An 18,602-nucleotide genomic window follows, 5' to 3' on the forward strand; every position below is an offset into this window, starting at 1 on the left:
GCCGTGACCTCTCCGTACCGCGTTGTGCTGGGCGCGTCGTTCGACGACCTGCACCCGCGACTGCAGGCGTACTTCGACGCCATCCCGGCCGGCGCGGTGGGGCGGGGGAGCGGCGTGTTCGACACGGTCGGTACGCCGCGGCGATGGCTGTGGCCGGTGCTCGCCCTGTTCGCGCGGTCGCACGTCATGTTTCCCGTGTGGGAGCGGTCGGTGCCCTTCACCGTGGAGAATCGTCCTTCCGTAACGCGGGATGGGGCGCCGGCGGTCGCGGCCGTCCGCGTCTTCGATCTTCACGGGCGGAGGCTCAGGATGGTCGACCAGATCGGACTCTCCGGCGGGGAGCCGGGGCTGGTGGACCGCCTCGGGGAGCCGGTCCGCACGGAGGCGCGGTTCACGGCGACCGTGCGCGACGGCGGCCTGCGGCTGCGGTCGAACGCGGTCTGGGTGGTCCTCGGCGGCCGGCGGCTGCGCATCCCGCGCCCGCTGGCTCCCGTCGTGGTGCTCACCGAGCGCTGGGATGACGCCGACGAGCGGCAGCTGGTGTCCATTACTGTGGCTCTGCCGGTCATCGGCAGGCTCTATCAGTATCGAGGGCGGTTCCGCTACGGGATCGCCGCAGAGGGTGAGCAGCCGTAGTGAGCGAGCGCATCGTGATCACCGGGGCGTCCGGATTCATCGGCCGGCGCCTGGAGCAGCACTACCGCGGCACGGGAGCAGAGGTCGTGCTGGTCGGGCGGAGGGGGCCGGATGTCCGCTGGGATGACGCCGCCGGCCTACGCGCCGCGGTCACCGGTGCGGCGGCTGTGATCAACCTCGCAGGCAAGAGCGTGAACTGCCGCTACAGCGACGCGAACCGCGCCGAGATCTTCCGCTCCCGGCTGTCGACCACGAAAGCGGTCCGGGCGGCGATCGCCGCGAGCGACGCGCCGCCGCCGGTCTGGTTCAATGCCTCCACCGCAACGATCTACCGGCACGCCGAAGACCGCCCGATGACGGAGTCCACCGGCGAGCTCGGCACCGGCTTCTCTGTCGAGGTGGCGAAGGCGTGGGAACGGGAGCTGTTCGAGTGCGAGCTCCCCGCCACCCGGCGGATCGCCCTACGGATGGCGATCGTGCTGGGCGACGGGAGCGCGCTGACGCCACTGGTCAACCTCGTGCGTTTCGGGCTCGGCGGTCCGCAGCTCGACGGCCCGTGGTTCGCCAGGGCGGCGCGACGCAACGCCGGCACGTTCCACGAGTTCCGGGCGCGTGGCGGGCACCAGCGATTCAGCTGGGTCCACATCGACGACGTGCTCGGTGCGATCGAGTTCCTGCGCCAGCGGCCGGACCTCGACGGCCCGGTGAACGTCGCGGCGCCGCAACCGACCGACAACCGAGCTCTCATGGCGACGCTGCGGCACCTGCTGGGGGTGCGAGTCGGGCTCCCGGCGTACCGGTGGATGCTCGAAGTCGGCACCGCCGCGATCCGATCGGAGACCGAATTGGTGCTGAAGAGCCGGTGGGTGCTGCCCGAACGGCTGCTCGATGCCGGATACGTGTTCGCCTATCCCGAACTGGAGCCGGCACTGCGCGAGATTCTCGCCGACCGCGACTTGCTGCACGCGTCCGCAGCCCGGTAAGCTAGATCGTCACTTCTGTGACACCTCTATCCGCCTGCCGTTCGCGGAAAATAACACACCACCATCGCGTCCGGCCTGAATCCTGTCCATTACGGAGCATCCACTACATGACAACCGCAACGACCGACAAGGCACCCAAGCAGGTCGCCGTCAACGACATCGGATCTGCTGAAGACTTTCTTGCCGCGGTCGAAAAGACGCTGAAGTTCTTCAACGACGGAGACCTGATCGAAGGCACCGTCGTCAAGATCGACCGCGACGAGGTCCTCCTCGACGTCGGTTACAAGACCGAGGGTGTCATCCCCTCGCGCGAACTCTCCATCAAGCACGACGTCGACCCCACCGAGGTCGTCGAGGTCGGCGACACCGTCGAGGCCCTCGTTCTCCAGAAGGAGGACAAAGAGGGTCGTCTCATCCTGTCCAAGAAGCGTGCGCAGTACGAGCGCGCGTGGGGCGACGTGGAGAAGATCAAGGAGGCCGACGGCGTCGTCACCGGTACGGTCATCGAGGTCGTCAAGGGCGGCCTGATCGTCGACATCGGCCTGCGCGGCTTCCTGCCCGCGTCGCTCATCGAGCTGCGCCGTGTCCGCGACCTCACCCCGTACCTGGGTCAGGAGATCGAGGCCAAGATCCTCGAGCTCGACAAGAACCGCAACAACGTGGTGCTCTCGCGCCGCGCGCTGCTGGAGCAGACCCAGTCCGAGTCGCGCACCACGTTCCTCAACAACCTGCACAAGGGCCAGGTCCGCAAGGGCGTCGTCTCGTCGATCGTCAACTTCGGTGCGTTCGTCGACCTCGGCGGCGTCGACGGTCTCGTCCACGTGTCGGAGCTGTCGTGGAAGCACATCGAGCACGCCTCCGAGGTCGTCGAGGTGGGCCAGGAGGTCACCGTCGAGATCCTCGAGGTCGACCTCGACCGCGAGCGCGTCTCCCTGTCGCTGAAGGCGACTCAGGAAGACCCGTGGCAGGTCTTCGCCCGCACCCACGCGATCGGTCAGGTCGCGCCGGGCAAGGTCACCAAGCTCGTCCCGTTCGGTGCGTTCGTCCGCGTCGCGGACGGCATCGAGGGCCTCGTGCACATCTCGGAGCTGTCGGGCAAGCACGTCGAGCTGGCCGAGCAGGTCGTCTCGGTGGGCGACGAGGTGTTCGTCAAGGTCATCGACATCGACCTGGAGCGTCGCCGCATCTCGCTCTCGCTGAAGCAGGCGAACGAGGGCGTCGACCCCGAGGGCACCGAGTTCGACCCGGCGCTCTACGGCATGGTCACCGAGTACGACGACCAGGGCAACTACAAGTACCCGGAGGGCTTCGACGCGGAGACCAACGAGTGGAAGGAAGGCTTCGAGTCGCAGCGCGAGGAGTGGGAGCAGCAGTACGCTGCCGCCCAGGCGCGCTGGGAGGCGCACAAGCGTCAGGTCGCGAAGGGCCTCGAAGAGGCTGCGGCCGACACCGGCTCGTCCACCTTCTCGTCCGAGACCGCCAACGGCGGGACCCTCGCCGACGACGAGTCGCTCGCGGCTCTGCGTGAGAAGCTCAGCTCCAACAACTGAGCATCCTCTCTCCAGGAACGGCCGGCCCTTCGGGGCCGGCCGTTTCGTCGTTACCGGGCTCTCGCCTGCGGGCGCCGGTGGCCGGGCCGTGCCCGGCGGCTAGGCTGGGCGGGTGCAGCTGATCGGACTCACCGGCGGGATCGCCTCCGGAAAATCGACCATCGCCTCCCGCCTCGCGTCGCACGGCGCGGTCGTCGTGGACGCCGACCGGATCGCCCGCGAGGTCGTCGCGCCGGGCACCCCGGGGCTGGCGGAGATCGCACGGCGCTTCGGTCCGGGCGTGATCGCCGCGGACGGCACCCTCGACCGGCCCGCCCTCGGGGCGATTGTCTTCGGCGACCCGGAGGCGCTGCAGGCGCTGAACGGCATCACCCACCCGGCCGTCCTGGCCGAATCGACCGCGCGCTTCGCGGCCGCGGGCGCCGCCGACCCGGACGCGATCGTCGTCTACGACGTCCCGCTGCTCGTCGAGTCGGCCAACGAGTACCCGTTCGACCGGGTGGTGGTGGCACACGCGGACGCCGCTACACGCGTTCAACGGCTGGTGGAACTGCGCGGGATGGATGCCGCCGAGGCCGAGCGCCGCATCCGTTCGCAGGCCACCGACGACGAGCGGCTGGCCGTCGCCGATGTGGTGATCGAGACGGGCGGCACGCTCGCGCACACCCTCGACCAGGTGGATGCGCTCTGGACGGAGTTGCGCGGCCGCTCCTGAGCGCGGTCGCACCGGTTGCGCCGAAAGGAGGACGCTGGGGCTCGTCCCGCCGCTGATTCCTCCGTTGGCCGCTTCTCGTGGACTGTCGAGGCTGAACTCCTCCGTCTCCCTCCCGAGCGGAAAGGGAGGAGATCTGGCCGACAGCGACCCGAGACGCGGGAAGCGGAGGAGAGGGTGACCGGACCGTTCGGGGATTCCTCCGCCACTGGCACTGTCACTGCCACTGTCATTGCCACTGTCACACCGGTCGTTCCGCTGTGAGCGAGAGGCTGCAGCAGTGTCAGTGGTCCTTCCTAGACTGGAGGCATGCTTCCCACGCGCGCCGTCCGCCCCTTCGAGGTCGTCAGCGAATACTCGCCGAGCGGTGACCAGCCGCAGGCGATCGCCGAACTGGCGGGGCGCATCAATGCCGGCGAGACGGATGTCGTGCTGCTGGGTGCGACCGGTACCGGTAAGTCGGCGACGACGGCGTGGCTGATCGAGCAGGTCCAGCGTCCGACCCTGGTGCTCGCGCACAACAAGACGCTCGCCGCCCAGCTTGCGACCGAGTTCCGCGAACTCATGCCGAACAATGCGGTCGAGTACTTCGTCTCGTACTACGACTACTACCAGCCCGAGGCGTACGTGCCGCAGACCGATACGTTCATCGAGAAGGACTCCTCGATCAACGCGGAGGTCGAGCGGCTGCGGCACTCGACGACGAACTCGCTGCTCAGCCGGCGCGACGTCGTCGTCGTGTCCACCGTCTCCTGCATCTACGGTCTCGGTGCGGCGGAGGAGTACCTGGAGGCGATGGTGGCGCTCCAGGTCGGTCAGCAGGTCGGCCGCGACGCGCTCATCCGGCGCTTCGTCAACATGCAGTACGAGCGCAACGACGTCGACTTCTCGCGCGGCAAGTTCCGGGTGCGCGGCGACACGATCGAGATCATCCCGGTCTACGAAGAGAACGCGATCCGGATCGAGTTGTTCGGCGACGAGATCGAGGCCCTGTACTCGCTGCACCCGCTGACCGGCAACGTGGTCACGAAGATGGACGCCGTTTCGGTCTTTCCTGCGACGCACTACGCGGCGAGCCCGGCCACGATGCAGCGGGCCATCGTCACGATCCAGGAAGAGCTGGGGGAGCGGCTCCAGGAACTGGAGCGCGAGGGCAAGCTGCTCGAAGCGCAGCGGTTGCGGATGCGTACCCAGTTCGACCTGGAGATGATGGAGCAGATCGGGTTCTGCTCGGGCATCGAGAACTACTCGCGGCACATCGACGGCCGGCGACCGGGCGAGGCCCCGAACTGCCTGCTCGACTACTTCCCCGACGACTTCCTCGTGGTGATCGACGAGTCGCATGTGACCGTGCCGCAGATCGGCGCGATGTACGAGGGCGACGCCTCCCGCAAGCGCACCCTGGTGGAGCACGGGTTCCGGCTCCCGAGCGCGCTCGACAACCGTCCGCTCAAGTGGAACGAGTTCAAAGATCGCGTCGGGCAGACGGTCTACCTGTCGGCCACCCCGGGCAAATACGAAATGGGAATCGCAGACGGCGTGGTCGAGCAGATCATCCGCCCGACCGGTCTGGTCGACCCCGAGATCGTCGTGAAGCCGACGAAGGGCCAGATCGACGACCTCCTCGAAGAGATCCGCCTCCGCGTCGAGCGCGACGAGCGCGTGCTGGTCACCACCCTGACCAAGAAGATGGCCGAAGAGCTGACCGCCTTCCTGGCGGAAGCCGGAGTGCGGGTGCGCTACCTCCACTCCGATGTCGACACGCTACGCCGCGTCGAGCTGCTGACAGAACTGCGCGCAGGCGTCTACGACGTACTGGTCGGCATCAACCTGCTGCGTGAGGGGCTCGACCTGCCGGAGGTGTCGCTGGTCGCGATCCTGGACGCCGACAAGGAAGGCTTCCTGCGGTCATCGACCTCGCTCGTCCAGACGATCGGTCGTGCGGCGCGAAACGTCTCCGGCCAGGTGCACATGTACGCCGACGTGCTCACGGACTCGATGAAGAACGCCATCGAGGAGACCGAGCGTCGCCGTGACCGGCAGATCGAGTACAACCGCGTCAACGGCATCGACCCGCAGCCGTTGCGGAAGCGCATCGCCGACATCACCGACATCCTCGCCCGCGAGGAGGCCGACACGGCGCGGATGCTGGCGGGCCGCGACCAGAAGCGGAAGAGCCCGACGCCGAACCTCCGCAGCGGCGGGATCGCCGCACAGGGCGCGGCTGAACTCGAAGGCCTCATCGCCGACCTCAACCAGCAGATGCTGGCGGCGGCCGGCGAACTGAAGTTCGAGCTCGCGGCGCGCCTTCGCGACGAGTTGTCGGACCTCAAGCGCGACCTGCGACAGATGGAGAAGGCCGGCCACCTGGGCTGACCGGCCAGCCGAAAGGGTCGGCGCGGCAGCGGCCTGGCGGCGCGGCAGCGGCCTGGCGGCGCGGCAGCCGTGCAGCGGCGCCAGCGGGGCTGGCGCGTTACGGTGGCAGGGTGGCTTCGAGGACGACGGGACGACGGCGTGTGACCACCCTTGTGGTGTGCGCTGTGCTGGTCGGCCTCGCGGTGTTCGCGCTCGCGTACCAGGGCGCGCCCCAGTTCACCGGACCGCGCGTGCTGCTGCCTCCCGGGCCCACGGTCACCGGCCAGCCGGAACCCGCGGTGACCGGAAGCCCCGAGCCGCAACAGCAGTACCGCGAGATCCGAATCGACCTCTCCTGGCTGCTGGTCGCCCTCATCGTGCTCGCTGTGGTCATCGCCCTCGCCCTGCTGTGGCGGCTGCGGCGCCGCCGCCAGGCGGCGCCCGAGCTGCCGCCGCTCGTCGAGGTGTCCGCAGCCGACGTGTCGGACGCCCCGCGGGACACACAGCACGAGCCGGAACCGGAGCACGTGCGTCGAGGCCTCGACCGCGCCTCCGCCGAGCTGTCCGAGCCGCGTGAGCCGCGCGACGCCATCGAGCGGGCCTGGGTGGGCCTGGAGGAGGGTGCGGCGGACTCCGGCGTCCGTCGTCTGCCCGCCGAGACGCCCGCTGAGTTCGCGGCGCGGGTCGTCGCCCGCGTGGCCGCCGACCGCGACGCGGCCCAGCGCTTCCTCGGGCTCTATGTCCGTGCGCGCTTCAGCAGCGCTCCGGTCACCACGGAAGACGTGGAGAACGCACGTCGCGCCGTCGACGTGTTGCGCGCCTCCTGGGACGCGCCGCCGACGCGCAGCCACCCCTCGACCTCCGCCGACCGGTTCGGGGCGCGCCCATGACCCGCCGGTTGCCGCCGCGGATGCTGCGGAGACTCATCCTGAGCGGCGTGCTGGGGATCGCGCTCGGCGTGACGGCCTGGTACCTCGGGATGGACGCGGCGCACGCCGTCGGGCTGGGAGCAGCAGCTTTCGCGCTGGCTGCATGCCTGTCCGCCCTCGGCGAGGCGGTGGACATCGCCTGGGCGGTTCCCGCCCCGGAGCTCCGGCCCGGCGCACGGCGCGACATCGTGCAGCTGGGCTGGTCGCTCGGCGCACGCGGCGGTCGCGCGTCGCCGGAGGGGGTCCGCCGGCTCCGGGTGGTGGCTGAACGGGCGCTGCGGGCGCACGGGCTCGAGCTGGAGGACCGCGCCGCCGACGACGAGCTCGAACGGGTGCTCGGCGAGGAGACGCTGGCGTTGCTGCGCCGCGGCTCCGGGGTCACGCCACCACGAACAGCGGCCGTGGCCCGGGCGCTCGCCCGACTCGAGGCACTTGGCCCCGCGGACGGCTCCGCGCCGCCCTCCGCCGCGACGACCTCCAGCGAACCGACCGCAGCCGCGCCGACATCCGGCGAACCAGCATCCGCCTCACCCGCGACGACCTCCAGCGAACCGACCTCCGCCGCGCCGACATCCGGCCAACCAGCATCCGCCTCACCCGCACCGACCGACCAGGAGCCGCCCCGTGCCCGCTGACCCCGCCATCCCGCAGACCCCGTCCGCCGCGCCGCTCCCGATCCCGGAGGTTGCGCGCCTCGGCACCGACGTCCTCGAGCGGGTGAGCAGTGTCGTTGTCGGGATGCGCGAGCCGCTCCGCGTCGCGTTCGCGACGATCCTCGCGGGCGGCCATGTGCTGTTCGAGGACGTCCCCGGCCTCGGCAAGACGCTGGCCGCCCGAAGCATCGCCGCGGCCGTCGGGCTCGACTTCCGTCGGCTGCAGTGCACGCCGGACCTTCTCCCGTCCGACATCACCGGCTCGTTCGTCTACGTGCCCAGCACGGCGGAGTTCGAGTTCCGCCCGGGACCCGTCTTTACCGGACTGTTCCTCGCGGACGAGATCAACCGCACCTCGCCCAAGACGCAGTCGGCTCTGCTGGAGGCGATGGCGGAGGGCCAGGTGTCGGTCGAGGGCCGCAGCTTCCCGCTCCCGACGCCCTTCCACGTCGTGGCGACCGCGAACCCGATCGAGTCGGAGGGCACATACGCCCTGCCCGAGGCGCAGCTCGACCGGTTCATGGTCCGGCTGAGCGTCGGCTATCCGGATGAGGCGGGGGAGTCGCGCGTCCTGCTCGCCCGGGTGGCACGGCGACATGAGGTCGCGACGATCGAACCGGTCATCGACGCGGCGACGCTCGCGGCGATGCAGGCCGGTGTCGAGGCCGTCGACGTCGACCCGGACGTCGTCGCGTACTGCGTGCGGCTGGCCGCAGCGACCCGGCACCACCGGTCGGTGGAGGTGGGTGCGTCGCCGCGCGGGTCGCAAGGGCTGCTCCTGGTGGCGCGTGCGCTTGCCGTGCTGGACGGACGCGACTTCGTCATCCCGGACGACGTGAAGTCGGTCGCCGTTCCCGTGCTCGCGCACCGCCTTACGCTGACGGTGCAGGCGTGGACGAGCGGCGTCCGCGCCGAGCAGGTGGTGATGGAAGTGGTCAACACGGTGGCCGGTCCGCCCGCGGTGGGCGCGGCCCAGCGGGCGCAGGCGCCGGGAGCATGAGCACGCGCACCGAGACGCGGACCGGCTGGACGCTCAGTCCGGCGCTCGCGGGTGCCGTGGTGGTGGGCGTCGTCGCCGTTATCGCCTCCTTCGTGATGACGCGCGTCGAGCCGGCCCTCGTCGGCGCCCCGCTGCTGCTGACCGCCGCGATCGGGTGGGACCGGCGACCCCGCCGAGGCTCGGCGGGCGACGATATCGTCGTCCACGCGTCTGTCGACTCCGAAGGTGCGGCGCACCCGGCCGCGGACGGTTCCACCGCGTTGGCGGTCAGCATCCGCTCGGACGCCTCCCAGCATCCCGATGCCTTGCAGCTCCGGCTGAGTCTCGGCGGGTCGGCACCGGTGGATGCGGTCCTCACCCCGCGCACCGCCGCCGCGATCTCCGGTGAGGTGCCCGTGGTGCATTCGGGCCGGCAGCGCGTGGCCGCCGTCGCAGCCCGCGCGATCGGCCCGGACGCCGCCTGGGTCGGCACTCCGGGCGACGAGGTGTCCGTCGAACGGGTGGTCCGGCCCCGGCGCGCGCCGGTGCGGAGCCTCCCGCTCCCGGCGCGGCTGCTCGGACTCACCGGACAGCACATCTCGACGCGGCCCGGCGACGGAGGGGAGTTCCGCGACATCGACCTGTTCCATCCCGGCGATCGTCTGCGGCGCATCGACTGGCGGGCGACGGCGCGCGCGGGCCGGACGGGGGAGTTGTATGTGCGCCGGACCACCGCGACCTCCGATGCCGCGGTGCATCTGGTGGTGGATGCCCGCGACGACCTGAGCGCGATCGTCGCCGACTGGTCGCGTGCCTTTCCCCGGCCCGCGATCTCGTCGCTCGATCTGGCACGGGAGGCGGCATCGTCTCTGGCGTTCGCGTACGCGGCCGATGGGGATCGGGTCGGGTTCGACGACCTGGGGGAGTCCCGCCGCGTGCTGCCCCCGCGCGCCGGAGCCAGGCACCGGGAGCGGATGCTGCGCGAGATCGAACTGACGACCGCGACCGGGACGACGTTCCAGCGGGTCCGCTCACCGCGGCTGTCGCCCGGCTCGATCGTCTACGTGCTGTCCACCTTCCTCGACGACCAGCCGTCGACCCTGGCGCTGACCTGGCGCTCGGCGGGCCACCGGGTGATCGCTGTGGATGTGCTGCCCGCGCGGGACGCCCGTGACCTCACATCCCGCGAGCGGCTGGCTTTGCGCACGATCGAGCTGGAACGGCGGCTCCGCCTCCAGCAGCTGCAGGCCGGCGGTGTCGAAATGCTCCCGTGGGAGGACGCGGCGGCGCGCGAGGCGGGGCTGCGCGCGCTGACGGCGGGGAGGCGGCGTCGATGAGTGCGGATGCGGGTGCGGGGCCGGACATCGGCACGCGGACGCTCCCGGGCTGGTCGCTGCGCGCACTGTTCGCCGTCATCGCGTTCCCTCTCCTGCTCGTCGGAGTCCCGGAGGGGCCGTGGACCGCCATCGCGTCTCTGCTCGTGGGGGTCGCCGTCTGGCGCCCGCGGTGGCTGACCGCGTGGGTACTGATGGGGGTGCTTGTGCTGTCATCGCTGGTCGAGCCGGGCACCCTGACCCCACGCTTGATCGCGCTGATCGCGGGCGTGCACGCGCTGCACCTGGTCGGAGCATGGATGCTCGCGGTGCCGCCGGCCGCGCGCCTGCAACCGGCTGTGCTGCTGCCGTCGCTGCGGCGTTTCGTGGCGGTTCAGGTACCGGTCCAGGTGGCGGCTGCGGTGATCCTGCTGCCGTCGTCGCGCGCGTCCATCCCGGCGCTGGCGATCGTGTCCGGGCTCGCGGTGGCGGCGCTGGTCGGGATGCTGGTGCCGCCGCTGCTGCGTGGTCCTCGCCGCTGAATCCGTCGCGCAGCCAGGCGGTCGATGGCGGTGGGGTACCAATGTCGGTGGTCCCGCCTAGACTCGCGCCTGCGGCGGAGAAGTGCAGCGGGCGGGCATCGGTCCCGCTAGAATCGAACACACGTTCGACGTGACGGGCGCGGTGCGCGGTGGGCGAACAGCCCCCGAAATCACAGCATGGATGGCGGAGAATAGAGCGAGTGAGCAGCGGGCGAGTGAACAACGATCGAGCGTACGGGGAATCCGGGAGCATTACGTCGGGGAACATCAGCAGAGTGACGGGGTCGCACCTCAGCGTGCGCGGGGCACGCGTGCACAACCTCCACAACGTCGACCTCGAGATCCCGCGCGACTCCATGGTGGTCTTCACCGGTCTGTCCGGATCGGGCAAGTCGTCGCTCGCGTTCGACACCATCTTCGCGGAGGGTCAGCGGCGCTATGTCGAGTCGCTGTCCGCGTACGCCCGTCAGTTCCTCGGCCAGGTGGACCGTCCGGATGTCGACTTCATCGAGGGGCTGAGCCCGGCGGTCTCCATCGACCAGAAGTCGACCAACCGCAACCCGCGCTCGACGGTCGGAACGATCACCGAGATCTACGACTACATGCGTCTGCTGTGGGCGCGCATCGGCGTGCCGCACTGCCCGATCTGCGGTGAGCGCATCCAGCGCCAGACCGTCCAGCAGATCGCCGACCAGCTGATGGAACTGGAGACGGGCACCCGCTACATGGTGGTCAGCCCCGTCGTCTCGCAGAAGAAGGGCGAGTTCGTCGACCTCTTCAAGGAGCTGGCCGCGAGCGGCTACTCGCGTGCGCTGGTCGACGGCGAGCAGGTGCAGCTGTCCGACGCTCCCACGCTGAAGAAGCAGTACAAGCACGACATCTCGGTCGTCATCGACCGCCTCGTCGCCGGCCCCGACATCCTGGGCCGCCTGACCGACTCCCTGGAGACCGCGCTGCGGCTGACCGACGGCCTGGTGCAGGTCAACTACGTCGACCGCGAGGGCGCTGCCGCGTGGCAGAACTTCAGCGAGAAGCTCTCCTGCCCGAACGGCCACCCGATCCAGCTCACCGAGATCGAGCCGCGGACCTTCTCGTTCAATGCTCCCTTCGGCGCGTGCCCCGAGTGCTCCGGCCTCGGCACGCGCATGTCGGTGGATGACGAGCTGCTGCTCGGCGACGACTCGCTGAGTATCGCCGAGGGCGTCATCGTGCCGTGGACCACGCAGGGCAAGGGCCTCTTCAACTACTACGAGAAGCTGCTCGACGGTCTGGCGCGCGATCTGAAGTTCTCGCTCACGACCCCGTGGAGGAAGCTGCCGGACGACGTGAAGGACGCGGTTCTGCACGGCGACAACTTCGAGGTCAAGGTCAAGTGGAAGAACCGCTACGGCCGCGAGATGTCCTACACATCCGGCTTCGAGGGCGTCGTGCCCTACATCGAACGCCAGTATTTGCAGGCAGAGACGGACACTCAGCGCGCCCGCTGGGCGGAGTATCTCCGCGAGGTGCCGTGCCCGGTCTGCGGCGGAAAGCGGCTCAAGCCGGAGGTGCTGGCCGTGCTGGTGCACGGCGCGAGCATCGCCGACGCCTCGCAGCTGAGCCTGAGCGACGCCCGGAAGTTCATGGAGACCCTGCACCTGACCGAGCGCGAGCAGAAGATCGGCGCGCAGGTCCTGCGCGAGATCAAGGTGCGCCTCGACTTCCTCATCCAGGTGGGGCTGAGCTACCTCGACCTCGCCCGTGCCGCCGGCTCGCTGTCCGGCGGTGAAGCGCAGCGCATCCGCCTCGCGACCCAGATCGGCTCCGGCCTGACCGGCGTGCTGTACGTGCTCGACGAGCCGAGCATCGGCCTGCACCAGCGCGACAACCGGCGCCTGATCGACACGCTCGTCGCACTGCGCGACCTCGGCAACACGCTCATCGTCGTCGAGCACGACGAGGACACCATCCGCACGGCCGACTGGATCGTCGACATCGGGCCGGGCGCCGGCGTGAACGGCGGCCACGTGGTCCACTCGGGCTCGTACGACCAGCTGCTGAAGAACACCGACTCGCTGACCGGCGACTACCTCGCCGGCCGCCGCGAGATCGCGATCCCGGCGAAGCGCCGCAAGATCGACAAGAAGCGCATGATCAGGGTCGTGGATGCGGAGGCCAACAACCTGAAGAAGGTGACGGTCGACTTCCCGCTCGGCACCTTCGTCGCGGTGACCGGGGTCTCGGGCTCGGGCAAGTCGTCGCTCGTGAACGACATCCTCTACCGGGTGATGGCCAACAAGCTCAACGGTGCCCGCAAGGTGCCGGGAAAGCACCGGACGGTGACCGGGCTCGAGAACCTCGACAAGGTCGTGCACGTCGACCAGGCGCCGATCGGCCGCACCCCGCGCTCCAACCCGGCGACGTACACGGGTGTGTTCGACCGCATCCGCACACTGTTCTCCGAGACGGCCGAAGCGAAGGTGCGGGGCTACCTGCCCGGCCGGTTCAGCTTCAACGTCAAGGGCGGACGCTGCGAGGCGTGCTCGGGCGACGGCACGATCAAGATCGAGATGAACTTCCTGCCCGACGTGTACGTCGCCTGCGAGGTGTGCGGGGGAGCGCGGTACAACCGCGACACCCTGTCCGTCCACTACAAGGGCAAGAACATCGCCGAGGTGCTGGACATGCCGATCAGCGAGGCGGCGGAGTTCTTCCGTCCGATCTCCGCCATCCACCGGTTCCTGCAGACGCTGGTCGACGTCGGGCTCGGGTACGTCCGCTTGGGACAGAGCGCGACGACGCTTTCCGGCGGCGAGGCGCAGCGCGTCAAGCTCGCGACCGAACTGCAGCGTCGCTCCAACGGCCGCAGCGTGTACGTGCTCGACGAGCCGACGACCGGTCTGCACTTCGAGGACGTCCGCAAACTCCTGCTGGTGCTCAACGGCCTCCTCGACAAGGGCAACACGGTCATCGTCATCGAGCACAACCTCGATGTGATCAAGTCGGCCGACTGGATCATCGACATGGGGCCGGAGGGCGGAGCAGGCGGCGGCGAGGTCATCGCGACTGGGACACCGGAGCGCGTCGCCGAGACGCCGGGGAGCCACACCGGCTTCTTCCTCAAGGAGATCCTGCAGGGCGAGTCCGCCCGGGGCGCCGCGTAAGGCGCACCGTGGCAGACACCGTCAGCTACCGGCCGAAAGCCGGCGAGATCCCGACGCAGCCGGGCGTGTACCGGTTCCGGGACAAGAACCGGCGCGTCCTCTACGTGGGCAAGGCGAAGAACCTGCGCGCGCGGCTGAGCAACTACTTCCAGCCGCTGCGCAGCCTCCACGAGCGCACCCGCCGCATGGTCACGACCGCGGCCGGCGTCGAGTGGACGGTGGTGGGCACCGAGTACGAGGCGCTCCAGCTCGAGTACACCTGGATCAAGGAGTTCAACCCGCCCTTCAACGTCAAGTTCCGCGACGACAAGACGTACCCGTACCTCGCGGTGACGCTAGGCGACCGCATCCCGCGGGTGATGATCACCCGCAACCGCAACATCAAGGATGCGCGCTACTTCGGGCCGTACACGAAGGTCTGGGCGATCCGCGAGACCGTCGACTTGATGCTCAAGGCGTTCCCGATGCGGAGCTGCTCGGACGGCGTCTACCGCCGCGCCGAACTGACCGGCCGGCCGTGCCTGCTCGGCGACATCGGCAAGTGCGCGGCGCCCTGCGTCGGCCGGATCACGCCCGAGGACCACAAGTCGCTGGCGATCGACTTCGCCTCGTTCATGGCGGGGAACGACAGCGGCTACCTGCGCGACCTGAACGACAAGATGAAGCAGGCCGCGAGCACCCTGGACTACGAGTCCGCTGCGCGTCACCGGGACGCCATCCAGGCCCTCGAGGGGGTGCTCGGCAAGAGCGCGGTGGTGCTGACCGAGAGCGTCGACGCCGACGTGTTCGGCATCGCGCACGACGAGCTCGCCGCAGCGGTGACGCAGTTCATCGTGCGTGGCGGACGCGTCCGCGGTGTCCGCAGCTGGGTCGTCGACAAAGAACTCGACGTCGAGCTCGGCGAGCTGGTCGAGACCGTGGTGCAGAACGCTTACGACGGGCCGGATGCGCCGCCGCGCGAGATCATCGTCCCGGAGCTTCCCGACGACACGGCCGAGCTGGAGCTGTGGCTCACGCAGCGCCGCCGCGAGACCCCGGACCCGTCCGCCGCACGCGGGCGGCACACCGGCCGCGTCGAGCTGAAGACCGCTCAACGCGGCGAGAAGGCCGCCCTCGCGCAGACCGTCTCGATGAACGCGAAGAACGCGCTCATCCTCTACAAGACGCGCCGCAGCTCCGACTTCGTCGCCCGCTCCAAGGCGCTCAACGATATCCAGGACGCACTCGGCATGGACGACGCCCCGCTGCGGATGGAGTGCTACGACGTCTCGCACCTCAGCGGCACGAACATCGTCGCGTCGATGGTGGTGTTCGAGGACGGCCTCCCGCGGAAGGACCACTACCGCCGGTTCAGCATCCCCGAGTCCACCGACGACACCGAGTCGATCTACCAGGTGATCTCCCGTCGGCTGGCGTACCTGAAGGACGCGCCTGCGGACGGCAGCCGGGCCGAGTCGGAGCAGGTCGAGACCGAGGCCGACCGGGCCGAGGAGGACACCGCACTCGACGCCGAGGGCGCCGCGGGTGCCGACGAGGTCGTCGAGGAGGCGGCCGAACGCCGCCGCCGCAAGTTCTCGTACCCGCCGAACCTCCTGATCGTCGACGGCGGTCAGCCGCAGGTCGCCGCGGCCAAGCGCGCGCTCGACGAGTCGGGCGTCACCGGCATCCAGCTCGCGGGGATCGCCAAGCGGCTGGAGGAGATCTGGCTGCCGGACTCCGATTTCCCGGTGATCCTGCCGCGGAACAGCGATGCGCTGTTCCTCATCCAGCGCCTCCGCGACGAGGCCCACCGGTTCGCGATCACCTACCAGCGCGCCAGGCGCAAGCGCGACATCGGCACCGTGCTTGGCGAGATCCCGGGCCTCGGGCCGTCGCGGGTGAAGGAGCTGCTGAAGCACTTCGGTTCGGTCGCCCAGCTGCGCAAAGCGACACCCGAGCAGATCGCTGAGGTGCGCGGCGTCGGCCCGCGGACCGCCACCGCGGTGTTCGAGCGGTTGGCCGAGAGCGCCCGGGGCGACGGCGATCGCGCCGATGTGCGGGCCGAAGACGGCCAAGCGGCCCGCACCAGTCGCTAGGCTGGGTGCACACCAGGCAGCGGAGGAGACCGGTCGATGGCCACCGACGGCGACACAGTCGCAGACGCCCAGCAACAGCAGCAGGAAGTGCTCATCGTCACCGGCATGTCTGGCGCCGGCCGCTCGACGGTCGCAAACGCGCTCGAGGACCTCGACTGGTACGTCGTCGACAACCTCCCGCCGCAGATGCTGCGCCCGCTGGTCGAGCTGGCAAACCGTGCCGAGTCGGGCCTGCCGCGCATCGCAGCGGTGGTCGACGTCCGGGGACGCAACTTCTTCTCCGACCTTCGGGAGATGATCCACAGCCTGCGCGAGGGCACGAAGGTGCGGGTGCTCTTCCTGGAGGCGTCGGATGCGGTGCTCGTGCGCCGCTTCGAGCAGGTACGCCGGCCGCATCCACTGCAGGGCGACGGCACGATCCTCGACGGCATCTCCGCCGAACGCGCCCGTCTGCGGGAGATCCGGGAGGCGGCCGACATCATCGTCGACACCACTGACCTCAACATCCACCAGCTGGCCACCAACATCACCGACACCTTCGCCGCGGAGGACGCTGCCGGCGTCCAGGTCACCGTCATGAGCTTCGGGTTCAAGTACGGACTGCCCGCGGACGCCGACATGGTGGCCGACGCGCGCTTCCTCCCGAACCCCTTCTGGAACCCCGAATTGCGCCCGCACACCGGCCTCGATGAGGTCGTCCGCGACTTCGTCCTCGAGCAGAACGGTGCCGATGAGTTCATCGAGGGCTACGTGTCGGCGCTGCGGCCGATCATGGCCGGCTACCAGCGAGAGAACAAACGGCACGCTCTGATCGCGATAGGCTGCACTGGCGGAAAGCACCGGTCCGTCGCGATTGCGGAAGAGCTCGCGGCACGGTTGCGTAGTTTCCCTGGTCTGGCGGTGAACACCAAGCACCGCGACCTCGGCCGTGAATGATCCCGGCCCACCCCATCCACGGCACCACCCCCGCCTTGAGACAGTAAGGAATCCGATTGGCTCTCACCTCCGACGTCAAGGACGAGCTCACGAAGGTCGAGGTCAGCAAGACCACGGCGCGCGCAGCAGAACTGGCCACCATCCTCCGGTTCTCGGGCGGTCTGCACCTGATCGGCGGGCGGATCGCGGTGGAGAGCGAACTGGACACGCCCGAACTCGCGCGGCGCGTGCGGAAAGACCTCGCCGAGCTCTACGGGGTCCGCAGCGATGTGTCGGTGATCTCCGCATCGGGACTGCGGCGCACCAGCCAGTACCTCGTGCGCGTCCTCGACGGCGGCGAGACGCTGGCACGGCAGACCGGGCTTCTGGATGCGCGTCGCCGCCCGATCCGCGGTCTCCCGAACCGCCTGACCACCGGCTCCCGCGAAGAGCTGGCCGCCGTCTGGCGCGGCGCGTTCCTCGCCAGCGGGTCGCTCACCGACCCGGGCCGCTCGGCAGCGCTCGAGGTGACCTGCCCCGGCAACGAGGCCGCCATGGCCCTCGTCGGAGCAGCCGGTCGGCTCGGTATCTCGTCGAAAGCGCGCGAGGTGCGCGGCGTTCACCGCGTGGTGATCCGCGACGGCGAGGCGATCAGCGCGATGCTGGTCGCGATGGGGGCCGTGCTGACCGTCACCAACTGGGAGGAGCTGCGCCAGCGCCGCGAGGTGCGTGCGAATGCCAACCGCCTCGTCAATTTCGACGACGCCAATCTGCGCCGCTCGGCCCAGGCGGCCGTCGCCGCCTGCTCGCGCGTTCAGCGCGCCCTCGAGATCCTCGGGCCCGAGGTGCCCAAGCACCTCCAGTACGCGGGCGAGCTGCGCCTGGCGCACCGTGACGCAAGCCTGGACGAGCTTGGCCACCACGCAGACCCGCCGATGACCAAGGACGCGGTCGCCGGCCGCATCCGCCGCCTCCTCGCGATGGCGGACAAGCGGGCGAGCGACCTCGGCATCCCGGGCACGGACGCGAACCTCCCCGCCGATCTGGACGAGGTGTAGTTTCGACTCGGGACTGTGGCCGGCGGAAGCATCCGCGGGCCGCTCGGGTTGCTCTTGAAGAGACTCGATGAGTCGCTCGAATCACAACAACAGTGGAGATGAGTAATGGCTGACTACACCCTGCCGGACCTTCCGTACGACTACTCGGCTCTCGAGCCGAATATCAGCGGCCGGATCATGGAGCTGCACCACGACAAGCACCACAAGACCTACGTCGACGGGGCCAACACCGCCCTGGCGAAGCTCTCGGAGGCCCGCGACGCCGACGACCTGACGTACGTCAACAAGCTGCAGAAGGACCTGGCCTTCAACCTCGCCGGCCACGTCAACCACACCGTGTTCTGGAACAACCTGTCCCCGGACGGCGGCGACAAGCCGGTCGGCGAGCTGGCGGCCGCGATCGACGAGTTCTTCGGCTCGTTCGACAAGTTCCGCGCCCACTTCACGGCGTCGGCGCTCGGCATCCAGGGCTCCGGCTGGTCGATCCTCGCCTGGGACTCCCTGGGCCAGAAGCTCATCATCGAGCAGCTCTACGACCACCAGGGCAACCTCGCCGCTGCAACCGTGCCGCTGCTGATGCTCGACATGTGGGAGCACGCCTTCTACCTCGACTACGTCAACGTGAAGGCCGACTACGTCAAGGCGTTCTGGAACATCACCAACTGGTCCGACGTGAACGACCGCTTCATCCGGACGCGCGAGAAGACCGCGGGTCTGCTGCTACTGTCGTAACCAGGATGGCGTCCCGGGAGGGAGCCT

15 protein-coding genes are annotated in these 18,602 nt (G+C 69.5%); all 15 read left to right on the top strand.

Annotation, left to right across the window (positions count from 1 at the left end; all coding sequences use genetic code 11):
* Nucleotides 1-3 precede the first annotated feature (3 nt).
* Nucleotides 4-636 (top strand): DUF4166 domain-containing protein, encoded by a 633-nt coding sequence (locus AB4079_RS05210; protein WP_441786220.1) that lies wholly within the window; start codon nt 4-6, stop codon nt 634-636.
* Nucleotides 636-1,619 (top strand): epimerase, encoded by a 984-nt coding sequence (locus AB4079_RS05215; RefSeq protein ID WP_441786221.1) that lies wholly within the window; start codon nt 636-638, stop codon nt 1,617-1,619. Before AB4079_RS05210 ends, AB4079_RS05215 begins: the two co-directional genes overlap by 1 nt.
* A 107-nt stretch (nt 1,620-1,726) precedes the next feature.
* Nucleotides 1,727-3,169: a 30S ribosomal protein S1 gene (gene rpsA / locus AB4079_RS05220; RefSeq protein ID WP_441786222.1), complete on the top strand. Its 1,443-nt coding sequence runs from the start codon at nt 1,727-1,729 to the stop codon at nt 3,167-3,169.
* A gap of 112 nt (nt 3,170-3,281) precedes the next feature.
* The gene (gene coaE / locus AB4079_RS05225; RefSeq protein ID WP_441786223.1) at nt 3,282-3,884 is read left to right on the top strand and encodes a dephospho-CoA kinase; all 603 of its coding nucleotides are present in this window, start codon (nt 3,282-3,284) and stop codon (nt 3,882-3,884) included.
* Nucleotides 3,885-4,190: 306 nt separating this feature from the next.
* Nucleotides 4,191-6,257, top strand: a complete 2,067-nt coding sequence (gene uvrB / locus AB4079_RS05230; RefSeq protein ID WP_441786224.1) for an excinuclease ABC subunit UvrB — start codon at nt 4,191-4,193, stop codon at nt 6,255-6,257.
* Nucleotides 6,258-6,367: 110 nt separating this feature from the next.
* The gene (locus AB4079_RS05235; protein ID WP_441786225.1) at nt 6,368-7,126 is read left to right on the top strand and encodes a DUF4129 domain-containing protein; all 759 of its coding nucleotides are present in this window, start codon (nt 6,368-6,370) and stop codon (nt 7,124-7,126) included.
* On the top strand, nt 7,123-7,800 hold the full coding sequence (locus AB4079_RS05240; RefSeq protein ID WP_441786226.1) for a hypothetical protein: 678 nt from the start codon (nt 7,123-7,125) through the stop codon (nt 7,798-7,800). The genes AB4079_RS05235 and AB4079_RS05240 overlap by 4 nt, the downstream gene beginning before the upstream one ends.
* Nucleotides 7,790-8,818, top strand: a complete 1,029-nt coding sequence (locus tag AB4079_RS05245) for an AAA family ATPase (protein ID WP_441786227.1) — start codon at nt 7,790-7,792, stop codon at nt 8,816-8,818. Before AB4079_RS05240 ends, AB4079_RS05245 begins: the two co-directional genes overlap by 11 nt.
* The gene (locus AB4079_RS05250) at nt 8,815-10,134 is read left to right on the top strand and encodes a DUF58 domain-containing protein (protein ID WP_441786228.1); all 1,320 of its coding nucleotides are present in this window, start codon (nt 8,815-8,817) and stop codon (nt 10,132-10,134) included. The genes AB4079_RS05245 and AB4079_RS05250 overlap by 4 nt, the downstream gene beginning before the upstream one ends.
* On the top strand, nt 10,131-10,652 hold the full coding sequence (locus AB4079_RS05255; RefSeq protein ID WP_441786229.1) for a hypothetical protein: 522 nt from the start codon (nt 10,131-10,133) through the stop codon (nt 10,650-10,652). Before AB4079_RS05250 ends, AB4079_RS05255 begins: the two co-directional genes overlap by 4 nt.
* A 275-nt stretch (nt 10,653-10,927) precedes the next feature.
* Complete coding sequence (gene uvrA, locus AB4079_RS05260) at nt 10,928-13,795, top strand: excinuclease ABC subunit UvrA (RefSeq protein ID WP_441786230.1); 2,868 nt, start codon at nt 10,928-10,930, stop codon at nt 13,793-13,795.
* Nucleotides 13,796-13,803: 8 nt separating this feature from the next.
* Nucleotides 13,804-15,870, top strand: a complete 2,067-nt coding sequence (gene uvrC / locus AB4079_RS05265; protein WP_441786231.1) for an excinuclease ABC subunit UvrC — start codon at nt 13,804-13,806, stop codon at nt 15,868-15,870.
* Between the two features lie 36 nt (nt 15,871-15,906).
* Complete coding sequence (rapZ, locus tag AB4079_RS05270; protein WP_441786232.1) at nt 15,907-16,806, top strand: RNase adapter RapZ; 900 nt, start codon at nt 15,907-15,909, stop codon at nt 16,804-16,806.
* Between the two features lie 56 nt (nt 16,807-16,862).
* Complete coding sequence (gene whiA / locus AB4079_RS05275; RefSeq protein WP_441786233.1) at nt 16,863-17,843, top strand: DNA-binding protein WhiA; 981 nt, start codon at nt 16,863-16,865, stop codon at nt 17,841-17,843.
* A 105-nt stretch (nt 17,844-17,948) separates the two neighbouring features.
* Entirely contained in the window at nt 17,949-18,575 is a 627-nt protein-coding gene (locus AB4079_RS05280; RefSeq protein WP_441786234.1) for a superoxide dismutase, read from the top strand.
* Nucleotides 18,576-18,602 lie beyond the last annotated feature (27 nt).

Source organism: Leifsonia sp. 2MCAF36, from assembly GCF_052115525.1.
Lineage (GTDB): Bacteria > Actinomycetota > Actinomycetes > Actinomycetales > Microbacteriaceae > Leifsonia.

What these genes read in the sequence shown, in the direction of transcription:
- rpsA (WP_441786222.1), top strand. Translation starts at nt 1,727, where the DNA reads ATGACAACCGCAACGACCGACAAGGCACCCAAGCAGGTCGCCGTCAAC.
- uvrB (WP_441786224.1), top strand. Translation starts at nt 4,191, where the DNA reads ATGCTTCCCACGCGCGCCGTCCGCCCCTTCGAGGTCGTCAGCGAATAC.
- AB4079_RS05240 (WP_441786226.1), top strand. Translation starts at nt 7,123, where the DNA reads ATGACCCGCCGGTTGCCGCCGCGGATGCTGCGGAGACTCATCCTGAGC.
- AB4079_RS05250 (WP_441786228.1), top strand. Translation starts at nt 8,815, where the DNA reads ATGAGCACGCGCACCGAGACGCGGACCGGCTGGACGCTCAGTCCGGCG.
- AB4079_RS05255 (WP_441786229.1), top strand. Translation starts at nt 10,131, where the DNA reads ATGAGTGCGGATGCGGGTGCGGGGCCGGACATCGGCACGCGGACGCTC.
- rapZ (WP_441786232.1), top strand. Translation starts at nt 15,907, where the DNA reads ATGGCCACCGACGGCGACACAGTCGCAGACGCCCAGCAACAGCAGCAG.
- AB4079_RS05280 (WP_441786234.1), top strand. Translation starts at nt 17,949, where the DNA reads ATGGCTGACTACACCCTGCCGGACCTTCCGTACGACTACTCGGCTCTC.